Annotated in this window: 17 protein-coding genes and 3 pseudogenes; 9 read left to right on the forward strand and 11 right to left on the reverse strand. The window is 52.5% G+C overall.

Translation table 11 applies throughout. From position 1 onward, the window contains the following. Positions 1-438: 438 nt before the first annotated feature. Positions 439-1,029, reverse strand: a complete 591-nt coding sequence (locus tag EJA70_RS00850) for an ImmA/IrrE family metallo-endopeptidase (RefSeq protein ID WP_256677589.1) — start codon at positions 1,027-1,029, stop codon at positions 439-441. A 707-nt stretch (positions 1,030-1,736) separates the two neighbouring features. On the opposite strand from EJA70_RS00850, the gene EJA70_RS00855 reads away from it, so the two are divergent. The 4 genes from EJA70_RS00855 (at position 1,737) to EJA70_RS00870 (ending at position 3,781) form a co-directional block, all read left to right on the forward strand. Then, positions 1,737-1,973, forward strand: a complete 237-nt coding sequence (locus EJA70_RS00855) for a hypothetical protein (RefSeq protein ID WP_116030740.1) — start codon at positions 1,737-1,739, stop codon at positions 1,971-1,973. 23 nt (positions 1,974-1,996) lie between these two features. Beyond that, entirely contained in the window at positions 1,997-2,350 is a 354-nt protein-coding gene (locus EJA70_RS00860; protein ID WP_158828954.1) for a hypothetical protein, read from the forward strand. A gap of 406 nt (positions 2,351-2,756) precedes the next feature. Next, positions 2,757-2,939 carry a hypothetical protein gene (locus EJA70_RS00865; protein WP_116030736.1) on the forward strand — a complete coding sequence of 61 codons (183 nt, stop codon included), beginning with the start codon at positions 2,757-2,759 and terminating at the stop codon, positions 2,937-2,939. Further along, positions 2,939-3,781: a hypothetical protein gene (locus EJA70_RS00870; protein WP_116030734.1), complete on the forward strand. Its 843-nt coding sequence runs from the start codon at positions 2,939-2,941 to the stop codon at positions 3,779-3,781. The genes EJA70_RS00865 and EJA70_RS00870 overlap by 1 nt, the downstream gene beginning before the upstream one ends. Positions 3,782-4,271: 490 nt before the next feature. Here the strand turns inward: EJA70_RS00870 and EJA70_RS00875 are convergent, their stop codons facing one another. Continuing rightward, complete coding sequence (locus EJA70_RS00875; protein WP_256677590.1) at positions 4,272-4,862, reverse strand: hypothetical protein; 591 nt, start codon at positions 4,860-4,862, stop codon at positions 4,272-4,274. A gap of 249 nt (positions 4,863-5,111) precedes the next feature. On the opposite strand from EJA70_RS00875, the gene EJA70_RS00880 reads away from it, so the two are divergent. After that, positions 5,112-5,615: a 3'-5' exoribonuclease gene (locus EJA70_RS00880; RefSeq protein WP_116030953.1), complete on the forward strand. Its 504-nt coding sequence runs from the start codon at positions 5,112-5,114 to the stop codon at positions 5,613-5,615. 138 nt (positions 5,616-5,753) lie between these two features. Continuing rightward, positions 5,754-6,260, forward strand: coding sequence for a hypothetical protein (locus tag EJA70_RS00885; RefSeq protein ID WP_116030732.1), 507 nt, complete (start codon positions 5,754-5,756; stop codon positions 6,258-6,260). 765 nt (positions 6,261-7,025) lie between these two features. On the opposite strand, the gene EJA70_RS00890 is transcribed toward EJA70_RS00885, so the two are convergent. From EJA70_RS00890 to EJA70_RS00905, 4 genes are all read right to left on the reverse strand, one after another. After that, a complete protein-coding gene (locus EJA70_RS00890; protein ID WP_256677592.1) occupies positions 7,026-7,688 on the reverse strand; it encodes a DUF262 domain-containing protein in 663 nt (220 codons plus the stop codon). 730 nt (positions 7,689-8,418) lie between these two features. Next, the gene (locus tag EJA70_RS00895) at positions 8,419-9,573 is read right to left on the reverse strand and encodes a relaxase/mobilization nuclease domain-containing protein (protein WP_116030728.1); all 1,155 of its coding nucleotides are present in this window, start codon (positions 9,571-9,573) and stop codon (positions 8,419-8,421) included. Next, positions 9,570-9,863: a hypothetical protein gene (locus tag EJA70_RS00900; protein WP_158828956.1), complete on the reverse strand. Its 294-nt coding sequence runs from the start codon at positions 9,861-9,863 to the stop codon at positions 9,570-9,572. The genes EJA70_RS00895 and EJA70_RS00900 overlap by 4 nt, the downstream gene beginning before the upstream one ends. Positions 9,864-10,217: 354 nt before the next feature. Then, a complete protein-coding gene (locus EJA70_RS00905) occupies positions 10,218-11,414 on the reverse strand; it encodes a hypothetical protein (RefSeq protein WP_158828958.1) in 1,197 nt (398 codons plus the stop codon). A 449-nt stretch (positions 11,415-11,863) separates the two neighbouring features. On the opposite strand from EJA70_RS00905, the pseudogene EJA70_RS00910 reads away from it, so the two are divergent. Both EJA70_RS00910 and EJA70_RS30980 read left to right on the forward strand, forming a co-directional pair. After that, positions 11,864-12,925, forward strand: a pseudogene (locus EJA70_RS00910) (tyrosine-type recombinase/integrase); the annotation flags it as partial. A 27-nt stretch (positions 12,926-12,952) separates the two neighbouring features. Then, positions 12,953-13,120, forward strand: a pseudogene (locus tag EJA70_RS30980) (glycoside hydrolase family 19 protein); the annotation flags it as partial. Between the two features lie 202 nt (positions 13,121-13,322). Here EJA70_RS30980 and EJA70_RS00915 read toward each other — a convergent pair. After that, positions 13,323-13,952: a hypothetical protein gene (locus tag EJA70_RS00915; RefSeq protein ID WP_158829029.1), complete on the reverse strand. Its 630-nt coding sequence runs from the start codon at positions 13,950-13,952 to the stop codon at positions 13,323-13,325. A 661-nt stretch (positions 13,953-14,613) separates the two neighbouring features. Beyond that, positions 14,614-15,018, reverse strand: a complete 405-nt coding sequence (locus EJA70_RS00920; RefSeq protein WP_158828959.1) for a hypothetical protein — start codon at positions 15,016-15,018, stop codon at positions 14,614-14,616. A gap of 122 nt (positions 15,019-15,140) precedes the next feature. On the opposite strand from EJA70_RS00920, the gene EJA70_RS00925 reads away from it, so the two are divergent. Beyond that, the gene (locus tag EJA70_RS00925; protein WP_158828961.1) at positions 15,141-16,037 is read left to right on the forward strand and encodes a hypothetical protein; all 897 of its coding nucleotides are present in this window, start codon (positions 15,141-15,143) and stop codon (positions 16,035-16,037) included. Positions 16,038-16,084: 47 nt separating this feature from the next. On the opposite strand, the pseudogene EJA70_RS00930 reads toward EJA70_RS00925, so the two are convergent. From EJA70_RS00930 to EJA70_RS00940, 3 genes and pseudogenes are all read right to left on the reverse strand, one after another. Next, positions 16,085-17,498: pseudogene (locus tag EJA70_RS00930) on the reverse strand (amino acid permease). A gap of 138 nt (positions 17,499-17,636) precedes the next feature. Continuing rightward, positions 17,637-18,689, reverse strand: coding sequence for an ornithine cyclodeaminase (locus tag EJA70_RS00935; RefSeq protein ID WP_158828963.1), 1,053 nt, complete (start codon positions 18,687-18,689; stop codon positions 17,637-17,639). A gap of 50 nt (positions 18,690-18,739) precedes the next feature. Beyond that, positions 18,740-19,774, reverse strand: a complete 1,035-nt coding sequence (locus EJA70_RS00940) for a histone deacetylase family protein (RefSeq protein ID WP_158828965.1) — start codon at positions 19,772-19,774, stop codon at positions 18,740-18,742. Positions 19,775-19,822 lie beyond the last annotated feature (48 nt).

Raw genomic sequence — 19,822 nt, forward strand, 5'->3', positions numbered from 1 at the left:
GGGGCTCTCAGATTTTCTGACGATACGATCCATCAAATGCGCGTCGTTCCGATTTTTCGGTGTTTGTTGGGCATATGAAGGTGTAGGTGCAGACCCAGACTATCCCGAAAATGCGCTCTGCATCCGGACTATGCATGACGGTGGGATCCTGTTCGGTAAGGGCAATGTCGATTACCTGCTGACTGGTGAGCAGGCGTACCAGCTGTTTCAAAGCCTCGCTAGCTGCGTGTATTCACTTGAAACCAGGTCTTGGAGGATCTGGGACAAGATTATCGAATGGCGAACCGGCTCGGACTCAGATTTGACGGATCAAACACTCGAGGAAAAGATGCTCTTCAAACATCTCAAGCTTTACGGGCTTAGCTCGCGGCGAGAACGTGGGGCTAAAAATAACTGAGCCAAACAGCGCCTGCCGCTTCAAAGGAGTGCGCATGCCGTTTAAGGCCAGCGAACTAGCTGAAGCTCCTTGATTCGTATTGCCATCGCAATATCCGAAACCCCAAATTGAACCGAAAGTGGAATCAAATTACGATTGTTGAACCGGGCACATCTTGCCAACGAAATTTCTCGATCAAGCGAATCCCTCTCTGCGTTCAGAAGCGACCATGGATCTGAAGGATTGAGGTGGTAACAGGTGGTATCGGTGAAGGGGAAGGGGCCCTTCATTTGAAATTGAGCAGCAAAAGCATCCAGTAGAAGTCGGGCTTGTATCAAAAAACACGCCGCAAAGTAATCAGCTTCCCTTTCCCTGGGAGGTCGACTTTGTCCTCGTGCCGATCCGTCCAAAGGCTTATCACGATGCATCACCTCATCTTCGTGAAGCACAAAGTGACCGACCTCATGTGCGCCAGTGAACCGAATTACATTCATTGGGAATTCGGTGGAAACGGCTATGCGTCGAATCGAGCGATTCATTAAACCAGCAGCCTTGAAGCGCTCTCCCTCTCGCCCGAAGAGTGGAGAGCCCAGATTAGGAAGGAGCTGGTAATCAAGTCCTAATATATGGGCCGCGACCTCAGGTGCCAGCATCTGAAAAGGCGTTAGGTGGCGGTTCGGCCATAAGCGTTCCTGATTGGCCCAAATCTATCTATGAAGACGATGGGCTGCTTGCTGGATGCTTTCACGATTCATAGCTTTTTACACCATATGATGTGCTCATTTTTCATCGTATTCACCATATGTAGTGTTGTCAATGACGTGATGTCATGGTTCTGTCGGGTTAAAAACGGGTTTAGGCTCGCCTCACTCGTGCGCTGGATACTCCACCCAGAACGCATCTCGGTGCCTGTTAAGTTGCGATAGCGCCCGTGGCATATCGGCTTAGGCAATCTATACGCGCCTTTCTACCGCTTACTTTTGCCCTCGGCGAGGCGTTTCAATTTGACTGCGCGAAAAGAATCTACTGATCGGTAGCGTGTTTCGACATATTCAGGTTTCCCACATGAAACTGTGTGTCGGTCGCGCATTCTAGTTGGTTGCATACCCAATCAAATGTCACGCCGGCGCTTGTGAAAACCCATTCATTGCGTCGTCGAGTTCTTCGCCTGGTCTCAAATTTCGTAGTATCCATAAGCACTCAGAGGTTTCTAGGCGACTATTTTAAGGCCGCAAAAACACATCTCTGCAAGACATTCCTAAGGCATCTGTAAGGAATCTATAAGAATTCTTTTGACATTCTGCTAGGTGGCTGTAGGCTGCGCTAGAGAATCATCTCAGGCACTGGAAAGAAGGGCATTATGGCTAAGTCAGCACAAAGCATCGCCACAGATCTAAATGAGGTAATGCGCAAAAACGGTAACGAGTGCGTGACTCTGAAATGGGATCAGTTTTACAAGATCTGCGAGCGTGACCGGCTGGCTGACGTGGTCATGGAGAGCATCTCGAAGCAAGTCAAGAAATTCGATCTTCACGTCATCTACGGCAACAACGTGATAGTGGTTCGCGACTTTTGCTGGCGTCCCGTGACTCTCTAAACTTCATTGACGAGCAGCCTGGTATGAGCAAAGCAGCGGTTCAAATTGACCTCGTTTGGGTCGACGACGAGTCTCAGACGATGAGAATCCATGCGGTTCTCTCCGGCGGAAAGCTGGCGTCCAAGGAAATGTACTTCCATGTGTATGAGGAGACAGATGATGGTTGGCAGTTCATTCCAGGCCTTCTGCAAAGCGAGGACGAGTCTCTCCTGAGGTACGTCGCCGAGTGGGGCTACGCAGACAAGAGTGACATCGTTTTCGAATTGTTGGATCGCCGCCTGGAAATAGGGCAAGAAATACAGCGAATTGACACAATAGAGAGCGAACGCCACGAATACACATACCGCATTGTCGAGCTGACAGATCTCTTGGCATGACGCGCTTGTATGGTTTAAGAGCCTGCTACTGGGGTGCTGCTGCCAGCGCAATGGCGCGGTGATGCGGTACCTACGGCCTCTGGCCCGGTGAAACGTTCCCTAAAGAGCAAGGGCGCGAGGATCTGTACTCCTGAGACAGCCTTCGGGTTGGATGACCTCTTTACTAAGTCTTTGGTTTTTTTTAAGTAGGCTCAATGCTGAAAAGGCGAGGCGAGGCGAGGCGAGGCGAGTCCTGAGGCGGCGGGACTCGCGGGCATAAACTGGGTCACGGTAAGCTCATCGGCTTGGACGCGACCTCAGCATACGCTGTAAAAAACTCATTTGGCGCTGTGCTATAGTACCTACAAGTGATAGTAGGCGTAGTACGTACACCTCCCTTCACGGGCGGAGAACTTGAGGAATGAAAATGCTTGGACTGCTGTTTAAACCGAGTAAGGAGGAGAAGGAGCTTCTGGAGGCGTTGCGCGATCTCCAAACTCTACGTGTAAGCTCCCGTGGAGGGATGTCCATTGACTCGCAAGAAATTCTAAACAACAAGAATTTTATCGCTGCGAGCGAGAAAGCTAAAAAAATTGTGGCTAGTGAATAATGGGGCTTTTGTTAATTTTGCCCATTTTGGTCAGTGGCTACATCTTTTGTCACGGCAGTATTTATCGTCAGGCAACCATCAGTCGCTACGATGGCCAACTGCTGTACATGCTGATAGCGAAGACCGGAATCTTTCTTTTTGCTGTCGCCTCTGTAGCAAGTTTCGCTCTGATGTATGCGAGCAAACACTCATATTTTGCATTTCTCACCACTGACTATGCAGATTACGTTAAGTACCTGAAAGCGTTTTTGGTACGCAATGTGATCATTGAGGAAAAGGGCGCTCCGCTCTGGGTTTTTTTTGGGCAGGCCACGATTCTCTCTTTTTTTCTGGCTTGGCTCTGCCCAAGAGTCTTACCTTTTTTGATCATGGTTCGTTTCTGGATAGGGCCCTCAAAGGTGAGGGCGCTCATTCTGAATTCACAGGTACCCCTTCCTCCGCTAACCAAGCATTTGCTCAGTTCGATAAGCGATGAAAATAGTCAATACATGTTTTCGATGGATGATCGGAAGGTCTACGTCGGTCGAGTTTCATCAGTAGGTGATCTACATGAGACGGGCCTGATGGACGAGGATTTCGAAATCGTTCCTACGATGAGCGGGTACCGTGATAAGGATACTCTCAAGGTGACCTACACCACCGATTACTCCGCTGTAGTTGAGGATATGCAGCGAAGAGGTAGGAGGATTGGTTTCACGATCATACTTTCACAGAAGAACATTGTCTCGATAAGCCGATTCGAGCCTGATGTGTGGGAGAGATTCAAAGCTCAGCAATCTCAGACTGAAAAATCAAAAGAGGGGCTTTTAGAGCGCTTGGGAAGCTTTATTGAAAAGCTCTAATTGAAATGTTCTACATCGTTGTTCTGCACGAATCCCTATTCAAGCCCTGATGAATGGAGCGAGCGATGCAGCGTCAGTCTATACAGTCTTTGCTTTTGCTAAGACTTCCTAAGGCCAACCCAGCATTGCGCCGCAAAATGAGTGAATAAGTGTCTGGCAGGCATCTACTGGGCCCTCGCCAGATAGCCAAGCCTAGACAAGCGAGAGTGTTGCGCGGGCAACCTCATCGACATTCCCCCCACGAGAACGCCCAGAAAGGATCTCTCCATCGGTGGTGATGCAATGGAAGAGCTATTTGAAGGAGTTCGAGCCTGTTACATGCCCCAACTGGTGTTCTGGACAGATCTTCCAACCCTCGTAGGCAATTGTGATCGCAGAGCCACCTAGGGGCATTTCAGCCCAAGGATTTTTCATGAAGGTGCTGTTCGATGACAATGGAGGCCAGAGGTGCATCCGCCTGACTCGATAACCAGGGTTTCATCTGATCGACTTAGCGCCCCATAGGTGGGTAGTAACCGTCGGGATACGGCAATCGACCGTTTATGAATTTCACAAAATCAAGAAATGTCGCCAATGCTGCATGTAGCTCTTCTGCGGTTCCGATGGAGTTTTCCTTAAACGCATGGATCGCGTTTCTACGGCGCTGTACCATACGCACCCATGGCTCCCAATCTTCGTCCGGTGACCAAATTTTTCGCTTGAAGAAGACGATCAGTGGTTCGAGGCTCACCCCGTCTGGATCGAGAGTATTTCCGGTTCTACTGCTCTTGATAGCCTGGGTGTCTACTAGATAGTCTTTGTAGTAGACCGATAGCAGCAGCTTCATCTGACCCTCAACCAACGCGCCAAGGTTTGCCCAAGCTAGGATCAGTTGACCATCGCTCAATGTGCCGCACCACGAACTCAGCTGTTCCGCTAGCGAGCTTTGCCATTCAAGCATGGACTTGTTCAACAACTCGGCTGCTTCAATTGGTGCCCACCCATGAGCACCTTTCCAGAAGTCCATCATGCGCCGGATTAATGTCGCGATGCGTTCAGCTGTCTCGGGGAGGTGAAAGGTGCTGGCGTTCCTATTAATCATATGAATAAAAATCCTGAGTTCAGGCGAAGAGATGGTGCGCCCATTCGATGATCAGGGGCGCGTGAGCTACTGGGATGGGCATAACCTTTATTCGACCTAGAATCGGCAGCCAAGCCGCTTTAGCCATTAAGACTAGCTCCCTTAAGGGGAATTGGTTTGGGTTGAAATCATAAAAGAAACCAGTCGGCTTTGATCGTTTTACCAAAGGTAAACGGCAGGAATGAACCAGGTACTCACATGGGAGGGGGGATGAAGCTATTTTTGGATTGCGAGTTCACTCAGCTCAACCGAGACACGAAACTGATTTCGCTAGCACTCGTATCCGAGGCCGGCCACGAATACTATGTTGAACTCACAGACACCTACCTACTGGGAGACTGCCGCGAATTCGTAATCCGGAACGTCCTGCCTCAGCTCAACCTACCTGAACATGGGCAACCCTTGGTCGAAGCTCAAACCTTAATGCTCGCTTTCCTGAGCAACCTTGAAGGCCCGCTCGACATTTGCTCCGACGCCCCGGATTGGGACTGGGATTTCTTTTGTCAGCTGGCCTACGTAGATCACCGTTGGCCAGGTCACGTTACCAATCGCCCAGCAAATCTCATCCAGCTATTTAGACATCTCGAAGCGGATGATATTGGCAACATGATGCTCCCAGAACTTCCCCATCACGCGCTGCTGGATGCTCGTCTTTTAGGCGACCTGTACCGTCGACTGACTGTCGGCTCAAGTCAAGGCACTGAAAATGGGTGATGGTGCGATCCCCTGAGCCGAGTGACAGCACTTGAAAGCTCTCCGCTTGGCCATCTAACTATAATTCCAGAAAACACCTCAAGTTTCTCGAAACGCATCCGTTTGTAGTTATAAGAGCAAAAATTCTAGGGCGTTTCGATGAGCATTTACCAGACTTCAAAAGATTTCTCTGATTTTCGTGTTTCTAAAGAATTCGATTCGTGGCGTGGACTGGATTCTGATGAAACGTATACATGCGCTATCGAACTGCTTCCGACTGCGCGAGTCATGATTGAGCTAGACATTGTAAAGTTCAGCGTTACTCCTGAAGTCGCACTAGAGATTTCATCATGCCTCAGAGAAGCACTGGCAATTGATGGTGACGAGGAAAGTGATCAATCCGACGGAGAAAATCGACCGACTGGATTGTTCAGCGTTCGCAGGACGACTGGAATACGCGGCCTTCAGTATTCGGCTTCTGGCGAGATTACGATTGAAGACGCGACCGATGACGTCTGTGAAGGTTCACCTTCAGGTACCACGTCAATTGTGGCCTGCACAATTGACGGCGGAGGTTTTGAGTTGGTCTTTCCCTTTATGGGTTACTCGTTCACTGAAGATGATGCGGTCTGGCTGAGCGAGCAGTTATTTAGAGCCTGCCAATAAATATCGAAATATCAAATTGAGGGGCGGGCCGCACCTGTATCGCTGCCACGTCATGTGGTCGAACAGACCGCTTAGGAATGACTCCTATCCATGCTGACTGGATGCAATCCATGAGGGGTATGCATCTAGCGCATTAATAAGGAAGCTGCTCCGTAGCTGTACTGGAGCCTCCTTTATATATTGGTTGGTGCTGGCGATAAGAAGGCGCTCGACCACTCCTAGGCTAAAGCAAGCGGAGCGACGCCGCCAAGTTATCGGCCCTCGAGAAAGTACAATCAGCAGGGCGGGGTGGGGCAAAGAGGTCGTTTTACGCCGGTTGAGGCTCCGATTTGGTTGGCCTTTCGGTATCGCTATTTTTTAACCAGGTGTTTGTATAGCTCTCGGGCTTCAAGGATCTGATCCCTGATCTCCTCGGGATCTATGCGCATGCCACCGCGAGGCGTTACCTGGAGCGATTTTAGACTGTTCGCAGCCTTGATGAATTTCTGTTCTTCCGCCTGAATCCACGCGGGGCGCTTGTCTTTCCAAAAGAGCCAACCCATTTGTCCGGCCTCATCTTTGATTGGATGCTCAGCAGTATGTGGGAGCGGTGGCCAATGTCCAAGCAAGAAGGTGAGTCGGATCGCTCTGCAAGCGGAGCGCGCAGACCAAGATGGTCGTAGAGCGGAAGGATGGTAGCCCGTAGGGCCGAGACCCGTCGTAGCGGGGCTCGGTTCACGACAGCCGGCGCCGAAGGGGGCCGCCCGTCTACTGGCAACGCAAATGTTACCGAACAGCTCGTTGATGAAATGACCGAGGCACTACGCCCAGCGCGCAAAGATCGTATGTCCCGCGCAATGCCACCTCGTCACCAGACGACACCCTGACATGGGTAAAGATCGTCGACAGGAAGCGCTTCCTTTCGCCGTTGCCGAGCTCAGACCAAATCCTCGGCTGTCCTTGTGCATCAGGGATCGCCAGACGGTCGAGGAAATACTCTTCCAGGCTGTGCAGACGTTGTTGGCCATCAATCAAAATTTCACTGTTCTCGGCCAATGCCCTGTTACCGATCACAGGCTCGTACCAGTCATTCGTGAGGTAGCTCCCCAGATCCGCGCCTGACCACACAGCAGAGATAAAGCGAGCCTTTTGCCCTAGGTTCCACTCCAGCCCGCGCGCCCACGATGGAACGGGCATGCCCATAACGAATCGCGCCGCCCACGGAAACTGCTCACGCACGGAGGAGGGGTCTACCAGATACTTTTCCCAATGGCCGACTAAGACCTCGAGGGGAGAATGACTGACGGTCGTGGGCAGAAGACGCTGCGGCATATGGATGTGCATGTCTGATGTTCCGCCGTCGGCGTAACGTTTAAAAAGCGAAGTCATAGTTTTCCTGGGTAGCTCAGGTTGGTCGAAGTATTCGGGTAAGTTCGGGCGCATCGCCATGCATCCACCGTTGCAATGATCAGCAGATCCCGATTTGTGGAGATATCAATCTGACCGCTATCGGCCAATGCATGTGCATAGCCCTCAGCGTAGGCCGCCGCTTTGTCGAATTCGGATGTGCAGGTTGACGATTCGATGTAGCTGATCAGCCGTTCCCATGTGCGCCGTTGTCGGTTGCCGAGAATCGTGAAGGGGAGCGACAAGGCACCGCTCAGGCGCTGTGCGAAGTCATGTGTAGAGAGGGTCAAAGCCGTCGCTCAAAAAGGGTACTTACCCATCACAAACGGTTGGTTTCGGAAAACCTTGAGCCTGAAGTGAGTTTTTTCTGAAGATATACAAGTTTGCCCAAGCACGGCAGCTGGGGCTGATGCGTTGGAGGACTGTCACATCAGGCAAGCGGAGCACGCAGGCACGAAGATGGAAACCCGGATGGGCAAGATAGCCATTGAAAATGGTTGGCTTGATTCACGACAGCTGGCCCGAAGGGCGTGCCAAATGCCGTTCTGCATGAATAAGCTCTCTGACTGAATTTTGCATGCTGTCAGCATTACTCAAATACCCTGTTCCAGGCCCGTTTATTCAGCTCGTTGCAGACATCTGGTGAGCCACCGAATACACGTCCAGCTACCCTTTAAGCGCCAATATCTTCTAAGCCATAGAGTCCAAGATAGAAGGCGCAGTAAAGGAAGGCTGACTCAGCCCTCCAGCGTACTAACTGACTAACGAGATCTTATAGCGCTGGAGCCTGTTCCTCTTCTAGCTCCAGCGGCTGGCCTGGTATGTACTCTATGTAACTGCGCATCAACCTGCACTCCCTTGGCTTAAATAGCTCATCAAAAATAGCATCCAGCAGCTCAAGAATCTCCTGAATCATTTTCTGGACTTCATAGTCCCTGGCTGTAAACCTGACGTAGATCGGGCTTCTTCTCTTTCCTGAAGTTGAAACAAATTCAAAGTAATAGATTCGAGCTCTTTCTTGTTCTTCGCTATCTCTTCTCGCAATGTCATCCTGAAGTTCACGAATGGTTTTGGGGTCATAATGTATTCCTTCCTGCGTAGTTAGTTTGTGCCATGTGAGTCTTGAGCGCTTGAGCTGTCTGCCACTTATATATTTGCCGTCAAACTCAAACGATATTCCTTTTGGTTGGCCGTCCTCGTTGAGGGTCAGGTTGATATAGACCTTTTGCTTCCTGAGTAGCCGGGTGAACGTGAACATATCGCCATCGACGGCGTTGGTGGCTTCGATAGCGCCTGCGATCTTCGCGATCATCTTGTGCTTCAACGGCAGGTCGCCGTCGCGGATCGAGGCTTGGAGCTCTGCGTGAGTGATCGAGGCGCCCCATGTGTCCTCGGGCTTCGGTGCTTTGGTGAGGCCGAAGCGATCTTCTATGCCCGACACTGAGTCGAGGCTGATGCTTCGCTCGTTGCTGTCTTTGACCATGGAGAAGTCATCGTTGAGCCTGATCCTGTTGGCGACGATGTGGACGTGTTGGTGTTCTTTGTCTTGGTGCATTACAGCGACGTACTGGTTGGTCTCGTTGAAGCCCAGGTCTGTCATGTAGGTCTGGACGGCTGTGCGCCACTGTGCGGTCGTCAGGGACTCTCCGGGCCGAAGGGACAGTATTGCGTGGAAGACTGGCTTGATGGCTTTATCAGAGTCGATTGAGAAGCGGCGAAGGGTCTCAATCTGGTCGAACTCCTTGATCATCTCCGCGAGGTCTGCTTCGTTACCCTGAAGGACGCCTGGCAGCGGATCTTTGCTCATAGTGTTGTGGCTGATCGTCCGGATTCCGCTGATTTCGTGATCGTGCTTGGTGCAGCCAAAAATGTACCGAATCCGGTTCTTAAACGAGCCTACTGACTTAGGAAAAATCTTGCCGATCATGCAACACCCCCAAAGTTGACTTGGGCGATGTACTTCACTTTCTCAAGCAGTTCGGAGCCTGGACGGTCTGCGTTGATCATCGAGGCGAGGTTCATGAGCTCACGGGCGATCTGAACAATGTCCTGGGTGACTTTGGGCTTCAACTGCCCATTGGCAACGTAGTCACGGATAAACGCTCCAGCGGACTTATAGCCTGCTTCAGCCATCTTTGCATTCAGGATATCTAACTCAGACTTGTTAAGCCTGAAAGTGATCCTAGTCTCTTTATTCTGCTTCTCAGTGTTCTTCATCTTGACTCACTTTATTTTTTTATTTGTCGAGGCAATCACGCAACACCCGGAGGGATGTGAGTATCTAGTCCTGCTTGTCTGACACAGACACAACTGGCTAAAAAGAAGCTCTAGATCTATTGTGCAAAAGGAGTTTTAGGTGGGTCTAGTGGTTTTGCTAATTATTTTGATTTGTTTGCTTGTATACCGAAACTTTCGCAAGGTGTGAATGCGAAATCGTAGTATTGGAGTGCGAAATCACTCTGGTCGAGTGCGGTTTTACTTTAGGTAAGTGCGGGGCTCGCAAGGGATGAGTGCGAAATCGCAGTATGGTCTTGCGACTTCGCTTTGACAGTAAGCAATATGGAAGGTATATCAGTTGTAGAAGGTTATACTTGGGAATATACCAGTCTCTTTACCTTCTTCAACGATACTGTCAAATGGATCAAAGAACTTCTCTGGTGTACTGAGCTTTGCTGTCCATGTCACAAGCTCTGGATATCCCATTACGTAACATGAAGAATTCATTTCTTTACCCAGCCCAAGAACTCGTTCCGAGTAGCTCTCCCATTCATTGATGAAAGTTTCCTGGACGACTATAAGGTTTCGGATCACTTTGTCGTGCGTTTCAATCTCAAAGATATCTTCGCCAAAGTGAAACTGCAGGTTCTCACCACGTCTGAGGTACTTAATCGCTCCTCTCGTTTGATCAATAGCTTTATCAAGAGCCTTTGAAACTGTCGAGATCTTTCTTTTTAGAGTTCGATCTAAGGACTTTTCCGTGTTTGGGCTGTCCTTGGCCTGAATCAGCAGCAGATATTCATCGGAGGCAACTAAAACGTCGACGAACTCTTCATTGTTATCTGTGCGAAGTGGGTTCAGGAATATTGAGTCTTCATGAAATACTTTCTGAAGTAGCTTAACAATATCCATCTCTTGAAAGCTACCTGGCTCTAGCCTCTCAAGGGTCGAGTGGCTCACAGGTGGGCCTTTTTGAAACAGATTGTTCATGGGTACTGCGTCTAGAATGAATAAATCCTCGATCATTAGTGGTTCAAGGAAATTAACCTTAATCGAGTTCTTATCATCCTGAAGCGATCTGCGCATGAACCAGTGATTAGTTAAGTCACGAATTTCATAAGCAGCCTCAAGGCTTGATGGGGCAAGCTTGTATTGGCTTTTGTCGAACTCTGCGAACTTTGTGTTCTGCGACCTGTAGCCAAGAAGTTCGCGATTGTTGTCGTCAAAGAAATGAATGTCGAAGCTTTCCGATGAGAGCAGGTCAAATATGGAGTGTCCCATTTCATCGTCTAGCAGGGGAGTAACAACCATCAGTGGGTTGAGCTCATCATCTTCATATGTAGTGACCAGACCGTGGTAAGTCTCTCCGTTCATCCGACATGGGGCTAGATAGAACCCGATGCGCTGCTTGGCTTTTGCGGCTAGTACGGCCTCCTTGGGCACTTTGATTATGAGGAGGAGCGTACCTTCCTTGTCGTTTGCAATCATACTTATCCCGTGATGTAGGTCTCTCACGTGCTGCATCAGATGTGGATAGCGGATGGTCAGCATTGTGTCTCCATGAGGCTCGCATAGATCAATGTGCCACTACTCATAGCATGAAAGTGGCAGCTATTCACTGTGCAGGAGAGGGGAAAAGTAGGTAGTGCCAGTCGGTAGTGCTATGGCTGGAGGCACTGGCGCTCAGCGTGGAGTCCAATCGGTCTGTCCAATATTTTCGCTGTCAGGGTAGGAGGGCGGTATCGATGTCTGCACACAGGATGTACACGATCACAGCAAACCCCAATGAATTAGGGCTTTGGTGATCCAATCCATCATGGGTGCAACACTAAAGCGCCGAGACGGCTCGGAGCAGGACGGGCTAGTATTTACGGGCGCTTCAGGGTTTTCGAAATTCATTGGTACTGATCTTTTATACAGCGGTTTTTACCCATTTCCCCTCGTTTTCGAAGTCGATTGCTACAATGTAGCAAGTGAACTCGGCAATGTAGCAACTGGAAATGGGCACGATCACATCACGCAAACGCAAGGACAACTCGACGGCCTATACGGCGCAGATACGGATCAATCGGGACGGGCGCACAGTTTATCAGGAAAGCCAAAGCTTCGACCGCAAGCAGGTCGCTCAAGTCTGGATCAAACGCCGCGAGACGGAGCTTGCTGAGCCTGGTGGGATTGAGCGCGCAAACCGTAAGGGTATTACGGTCAGAAAGACGATCGAGCAATACCTAGATGAATACGAAAAGATCCGGCCGTTGGGCAAGACCAAGAACGCAACTTTGAACGCGATCAAGGACACCTGGGAACGCGATCAAGGACACCTGGCTAGGTGACCTTGATGACTCGGCACTGACCAGCCAGAAGTTGGTGGAGTTTGCACAGTGGCGGCTGGGCAAGGAGGGCGGTGGCGCCCAGGCCCATACTGTCGGCAATGATCTGTCGCACTTGGGCGCGGTCCTATCCGTGGCGCGACCGGCGTGGGGCTACGAGGTGGATCCGCTAGCCATGCCTGACGCTCGCAAGGTGCTGCGCAAGCTGGGCATGGCGAGCAAGAGCAAGGAGCGCAATCGTCGGCCGACGCTGAAGGAGCTGGATAAGCTGATGCAGCATTTTTTTGAGATGCAGACGCGGCGCAAAGCTCAGATTGACATGCCAAAGGTGATTGCATTCGCGATCTTTTCGACACGCCGGCAGGAAGAGATCACGCTGATCCGCTGGGAGGATCTCGACGAGTCTCAGCAGGCTGTCCTTGTGCGAGTTATGAAGAATCCCGGGTAGAAGAGCGGCAATGACGTGTGGTGACATCTGCCGGATGAGGCTTGGGATATCTTGCAAAGCATGCCTAGGTTGAAAGGGAGGTTTTTCCGTACAACGCCAAGTCGGTGTCGGCGTCATTTACTCGGGCGTGCCCGATGCTAGGAATTGAGGATCTCCATTTTCACGATCTGCGGCACGAAGGGGTGAGCCGGCTATTCGAAATGGACTGGGACATCCCAAGGGTGTCTAGTGTTTCCGGTCATCGAGACTGGAATTCTCTACGCCGATATACGCACCTCCGAGGTGGTGAACGTCAAGCAGTAACTGCATCCCATCGCCGCCAAGCGGGCGTTTTTGTATCTGCCCTAAACGCCGCCATGGTTCATCGGCAGATCAACACGCCGAAACGCCAAGCTGCGTTTCTGGCGCAAGTCGGTCACGAGTCGGGACAGTTGCAATACGTAAGGGAACTGGGCGGCGACCAGTATCTGAGCAAATACGCATAACTACTGTAGGAGTGAGCAGTTACTCCGGCTACCAAAACACATTGCCCCGCGTGAATGTTCAGTAAGCGATGTTATGGCGCGGCATTTCAGAGACTACACACATAAGTCAGCTGAAATCAGCAGTCTTGATCAAATTCGCACCTACACTTATGGGTTACCTTCTAAAATTTCTCCATACAAAAAACTGAATCTTGAATTAACCGCGATGCAAATCATCAAAATCATCGGCCTTAGGTGTTGCTTGGATGCCTTTAGCTTCTTGAGCGCGGTAGTAGGCTTCGATGCTAAGAGACGGATCAATACGAGCCTTAATGATGCAGGGTTGTTGTTGCCAAGGGCATTGCTGGATCTGTTGGGTCAGTTGCTTGAAACCAGTTGCCAGCCAGTCCTTTTCCGACTGGTCACGCCAACGTCTCGGGTTACGGCTCGTTTTGGCATCGTAGGCGGCAGTCACCGGGTCGAGGTGGCGACTTTGCTCCAGCACTGGCAAATCAGGAAGCGGTTGTGTGACGTCCATATAGCGTTGCAGACAATCCCAGAAAGCCAATGCATTCGCCTGGTCGAGACCCAAGGCGTGGACTTTGGTCGCCAGACAAATTTTGTTATCGGTATAGCGGTGGTGCAACCAGATGGCATAGTCATGGGAGCCATAACCACTGGGCAGCACTTGCAGCACTGCGTCGAACTCTTCGAACGGTGCAACGAAGAGGCGGCGGAAGCGACGTTTGAAGCGAAGCATGCCGTCTATGCGGTTGAACTCGCTGCCGTCATACGTACTTATTTTGCTATGGAGCCAGAGTAGAGCATCTGAACCTGTGGTCGCCATGAAATAAAGGAAAGCACCCGCCCATAAAGCAATCTGCATACTGCTATTGCCCCATAACGAACCTTTAAGCCAAAATACAGTAATGGCGCAGATAATTAAGCCTGCGATTTGTAGATGATGAACTATTTTTTTTCCTGTCATATATAAAGTTAAAGAAGTTAGGATTAAGGTGACAGCAAAAAATGAAATTAGAAGTGCAAGCCCTGTGTCAGGGGGGCCATACCCGAGCTCTGGTTTAATTGATCCGAAGATCCAGGTAGACCAGGGTGCCCATATAAAAGAAATGCATACTATTCTAAGGACGAATAGTAAGTGAGGGATTTTGCTCGAATTTTGAAAGCGCCAGTGTCTGGCATCGCAATGTACCTCTTCCTTTTTTCCTTGCTTCTGCTGCCGCTGGTAAATCGATTGTTCTTCGCCTTGCAGCTGGATCGTAATCTCCATCGCCGGTTCCAAATTGGCGTAATGACCAAAGACGAGATGGGTATCAAAGCTCCCTGAACGATTGGCATCTTCCGTCCATTTTGGCGGTGGCAGAGGTTCATGGCTGTTGCTGCGGTAGGCACCGACAGCGTAAGGAGTATCCATTTGCACAGTCATACGAAAAACTCAGTGATTTCGATTTGCCAATAAGGTGGAGCTGCCGCCTCGGTGGGGCTGGTCATTTTGGGTAGTGCCTGGAGATTTCTTGCCATATGTATTTGTATCGAAATTCCAGCCAGCGAATCAGCAGTTTGTCTAGCTGACGTCTGAAGCGGCTACTTTCTCGGGCTTTCAATGTTTCTGCTATGTCAGCCTGTAATTGCTGCAGATTGAACGCGGACCAGATCATCGGGATGACGGTTTCAAGATTGGTGTGACACACCGGTGCGACTTCTTCATAGAGGATTCGCCTGATCTCTTGCGGATCGTAATCCTGGGTTTGGCGTGCGATGAATGCGTAGTTGACCTCATTGTCGACAAACGCGTCAGACAGCGACCAGTGGACATCGGCGCGCTCTTTGTCTGTTGCTGAAGCCCAGTCGCGCTTGGCGCGGGTGGTGGACGTGAGGGCTGGATTTTCCATGTTTGACTCCCTGTCTCAATGAGCGCGAGCGTATCAAGCCTGACCGAGCCACACCCCAAAAAAACAATCCTATACTCGGGCGATGAAAACCAACCGTCAGGATGACGTACCAGCGAGGGCTAATGTCGAACGTAACCGCTATTCCGGCAAGTCGTGGTCAATTCTCCAAAACATTGCGTCTAGTTCTGTGGCTTTTAATACTGTTGCTTGTGGCAACCTTGGCTTTCTTCGCGTGGCAAAGTTTCTACCCGGTACAGGCTGCCGGCCAATGGAGCTATCGCGTTATCCACGGTGATGTGCCGAAAGCAGCCGCTCTGGTGGTGATGGACGGCGGCGGGCTGATGGTCAGTCAGGAGCTTCGCGACGGCCGCGGCAGTATTGTGCGGATTGCCGGCGACGGTCAGCGCGAGAGTGTCCTCAGCGGTTTATCCAAACCGGACGGGATGATTTCTGCTCGGGGTGGCTGGGTCTTCAGTCAGGAGGAGGGCGCTGCTGCCGTTAATTTCCTACTGCAGGGTAAGGTCACCGAGTTGTTTCACGGCTCCAACGTTCAGGGTCTGTGGAACGAAGGCGATCACCTCTATGCGATTGAAGATCGTCATGCCAATGGACGTTTGTTTCGCTATACGTGGAGCGACCAATCCCTGGTCGTTCTGCGTGACGGGCTTGATGAGGCCGAGTCGATCATCCGCTGCACAGACGGTCGCATGCTCTACACGGAAAAAGACAAAGGCGTGGTGCGCCATTTGAGCGAGGACGGCAGCGATCCCATCGTTTTCGCCAATCTGAATCAGCCGACTTTCCTGATGTGCGATCAGCGCGGGCTCTGGATCTCGGAAGATTCGACCCATCGTGCGCGCCTGCTGCTGATCGGCAATGACGGGGTTCAGCGAACCATACTGTCCTTTCTCAAAGCGCCGCAGTCGATCGTCGCCAGTGGCCGAGGGACTTATCTGTTGGCCGAGGGCGGGCGAAATCGGGTGTTGGAGCTGACTCCTCCCTCTGATCAGGCTCGTTAAAAGACTCAAAAGCCGTCACCCAAAAGTGACGGCTTTCACTTGCAGCTCTAGCCAAACTGCCCCGCCGACTCAACCGCAGATTTAGGCTTCCTCAACCGCGTCAACTGATAAGCAATCGCCAACCAAACAAACCACCCCGGCATCACCATCAGCGCAATCCGCGTGTCAGGCCTCAACGCCAGCAACCCCAGCACAAACCCCAAAAACGCCAACGAGACCCAAGCCATCGGCACACCGCCGGGCATCTTGTAAGCCGAGTTCGCATGCAGATCCGGACGTTTTTTGCGGTAGGCGATGTAAGACGCAAGGATGGTCGACCAAGTGAAAATCACCAGAATCGCCGACACGGTGGAGACGATGGTGAACGCGGTCATGACTTCCGGCACGATGAACAGCACCAGCACGCCGACCAGCATCAACAGCGTGGTGAACGCCAGGCTCAGTAGCGGCACGCTGTTGTTCGACAGTCGGCGGAATATGCCGGGCGCGTTGTCCTGATTGGCCAGCCCGAACAGCATGCGGCTCGATGAAAACACGCCGCTGTTGGCCGAGGAGGCCGCTGAGGTCAGGACCACGAAGTTAACGATGCCGGCCGCTGCGGGGAACCCGGCGACGAGGAACAGTTCGACAAAGGGGCTTTTGACTGAAGAAACCTGTTGCCACGAGGTCACGGCAATAATGCAGGTCAGTGCCAGGACGTAGAACAGGATGATCCGCAGCGGAATCGAGTTGATTGCTTTGGGCAGGGTTTTCTCCGGCGAGCGGGTTTCGGCGGCGGCGGTGCCGATCAGCTCGGTGCCGGCGAAGGAGAAGATCGCCATTTGAAATCCGGCGAAGAAGCCGAACAAGCCGTTGGGGAACGCCGCCTGTTTGTCCACCAGGTGACTCAGGGACGCGGTGACGCCACTGGGCGAGACGAAGGAGCTGGCGATCAGCACGGTGCTGACGCCGATCAGAGTTACGACGGCAATGATCTTGATGATCGCGAACCAGAATTCCACTTCACCGAACAGCCTGACGGTCAGCACGTTTAGCGCGAACAGGGTCGCCAGCATGCCGACGGCGGGTATCCACGCCGGTACGTCGGGGAACCAGTACTGGAAGAATCCGCCGACCACGACGGCGTCGCCGATCACCGCCACGCTCCAGCTCAGCCAATACGACCAGCCGAGAAAGAACGCCGCGCGCGGGCCGAGGTAGGCACCGGCGAAGTCGGCGAAGGTTTTGAAGTTGAGGTTGGACAGGAGCATTTCGCCCATGGCGCGCATGACGAAAAACACGAACAGCCCGATGATCATGTAGATGAGGATGATTGACGTCCCGGAGAGCGCGATGATCTTTCCGGAGCCCATGAACAGGCCGGTACCGATGGCACCGCCCATGGCCATTAACTGGATGTGACGATTGCTGAGCGTGCGCTGCAGCGGGCTGTTCAAGCAGCCCGGAAGGGGTCGATTTCATTGCAAAACCTCTTGATTTTATGTTTTTGAGTTTTGGCAGAAAGTAGGTGTCGAGCGTTCTTGTTAGAGAGGCAGCGGCTAATCACAGCGATGCCTGGAAGATGAATGGCCGCCTCGTAAAAAGGGCGGCGATTAGCGATCAATTGACGGTGCGCAGACGCGAGGTTTTGGCCGGTTGCGGATCGAGCAATTGGAAGAGGTTTTTGATGTTCGCTGGCGTCGGCACCAGGTGGATGCGCTGGCCAATTTGCTGTGCCTGAGCCAGGTCTTTCAGGTAGCGCAGTGAGGAAAAGTCTTCCAGGGCAAAACCCACCGAGTCGAACACCGTGACCTGCGTGTCGTTCTCGCGCCCGGCCACTTCGCCCAGCACAATGCGGAAAAACTCGATCACCGGGGAATCGGCTTCCAGTTGCTGAATGTCGCCTTCAATGCGCGTTTGCGGCTCGAACTCGACGATGACCCGGGCGTTGCGCAGGATGTCGGCGTGCAGTTCGGTTTTGCCCGGGCAGTCACCGCCGACCGCATTGATGTGCATGCCGGGCTCGATCATCTCCGGCGTCAGAATCGTTGCGTAGGCTTTGTCGGCGGTGACCGTGGTGACGATGTCCGCGCCTTTGACCGCGTCCTTCACCGAGCTGGCCAGAATCACTTCGATGTCCGGGAACGCCGCGAGGTTGTGCTTCAACTTGAGGGAAGCGTCGCGATCAATATCGAAGATACGAATTTCGCTGATACCCAACATTTCATGAAAGGCCAGCGCCTGAAATTCACTTTGCGCACCGTTGCCGATAAGGGCCATTGAGGTCGCACCCGGGCGAGCCAGCGATTGCGCGACCAGGGCGGAGGTGGCTGCGGTGCGCACGGCGGTAGTCAGGGTCAGTTCGCTGAGCAGCGTCGGATAGCCACTCTGCACATCGGCCAGCAGACCGAAAGCCATGACCGTGAGCAAATTCTGCTGGCCGTTGTTCGGGTGGCCGTTGACGTATTTGAATGAGTACTGCTGGCCGTCGTCGGTGGGCATCAGCTCGATCACGCCTTCTGCCGAGTGATTGGCCGTACGTGGCGATTTATCAAACTGCGCCCAGCGTGCGTAGTCCGCTTCGATGTAGCCGGCCATTTCGCGGATGGCGCGGCGGATACCAACTTGGGTGAACAGACGTGCAGCATCATCGACATCAATAAAAAGCGTCATGGTCGTATTCTCCGATCCAGTCATTGAAAGTTTGTAGAGCGCGGGCTGGCTCAGCTGCGTTTGCTCTCGAAACCGTGCAGCACGTTGACGGCATTGATGCCGATCTCATCGACCATATAGCCGCCCTCCATGACGAACAGGGTCGGGCAGCCGACGCTGGCGATCAGTTCACCAATGCCGATGAAGTCATCGCTTTCCAGCAGGAAGTGACTGATGGGGTCGTCCTTGAACGTGTCGACACCGAGGGAAATCACCAGCACTTCAGGCGCGAACTGCTGGAGTTTTTTGCAGGCGTGGAGCAGGGCGTTGCGGTAGCTCTCCCAGGTGGTGTTTTTCGGCAGGGGATAGTTGAGGTTGTAACCCTCGCCGACACCCGCGCCGACTTCGTGGCTGTAGCCCGAGAAGTACGGATAGGACACCGCCGGTTCACCGTGCAACGAGACGAACATGACGTCGCTGCGTTGATAAAAAATGTTCTGCGTGCCGTTGCCGTGGTGGAAGTCGACGTCGAGCACCGCGACACGTTTGGCGCCTTGGGTGATGGCTTGTTGCGCGGCAATGGCGGCGTTGTTGAGGTAGCAATAACCGCCCATGTACTCGCGTGCGGCGTGATGGCCGGGCGGGCGGCACAGGGCGAAGGCACTGTCGTGGCCTTCATCGATCAACGCCAGGCCGGTGAGGGCGATGTCGGCGCTGGTTTTCACCGCCTGCCAGGTCGTCGCGGTGATCGGCGAACCGGCATCCATCGCGTAGAAGCCCAGCTTGCCATCAATGAACGTCGGCACCTCTTCGCCGGCCAGATCGCGCACCGGCCAGACCAGCGGCAAGGCGTCGTGAGTGCGGCCGGTGGCGCACCATTCGCCCCAGGCGCTTTCGAGAAAACTGACGTAGCGCTCGCTGTGCGCGTTGACGTAGCACGAGCGGTCAAATGCGCGGGGCTCGACGATCTGTCCGAGGCCGACCTGTTTGACGCGGTTGTGCACGGTGTCGGCGCGACTCGGTTGTTCGAACGACGGTTTGAGCACGCCGTCTTTCAATTCGGTGCCGTGGTGCAAACGGTGGGAATCACTGAAAACTGTAAACATTCTGCGCATCCGTTATTGTTAGCCAGTGCAAATATTCTGTTCCGGCTG

It is taken from the genome of Pseudomonas sp. PB103 (assembly GCF_009764635.1).
Classification (GTDB): Bacteria; Pseudomonadota; Gammaproteobacteria; order Pseudomonadales; family Pseudomonadaceae; genus Aquipseudomonas.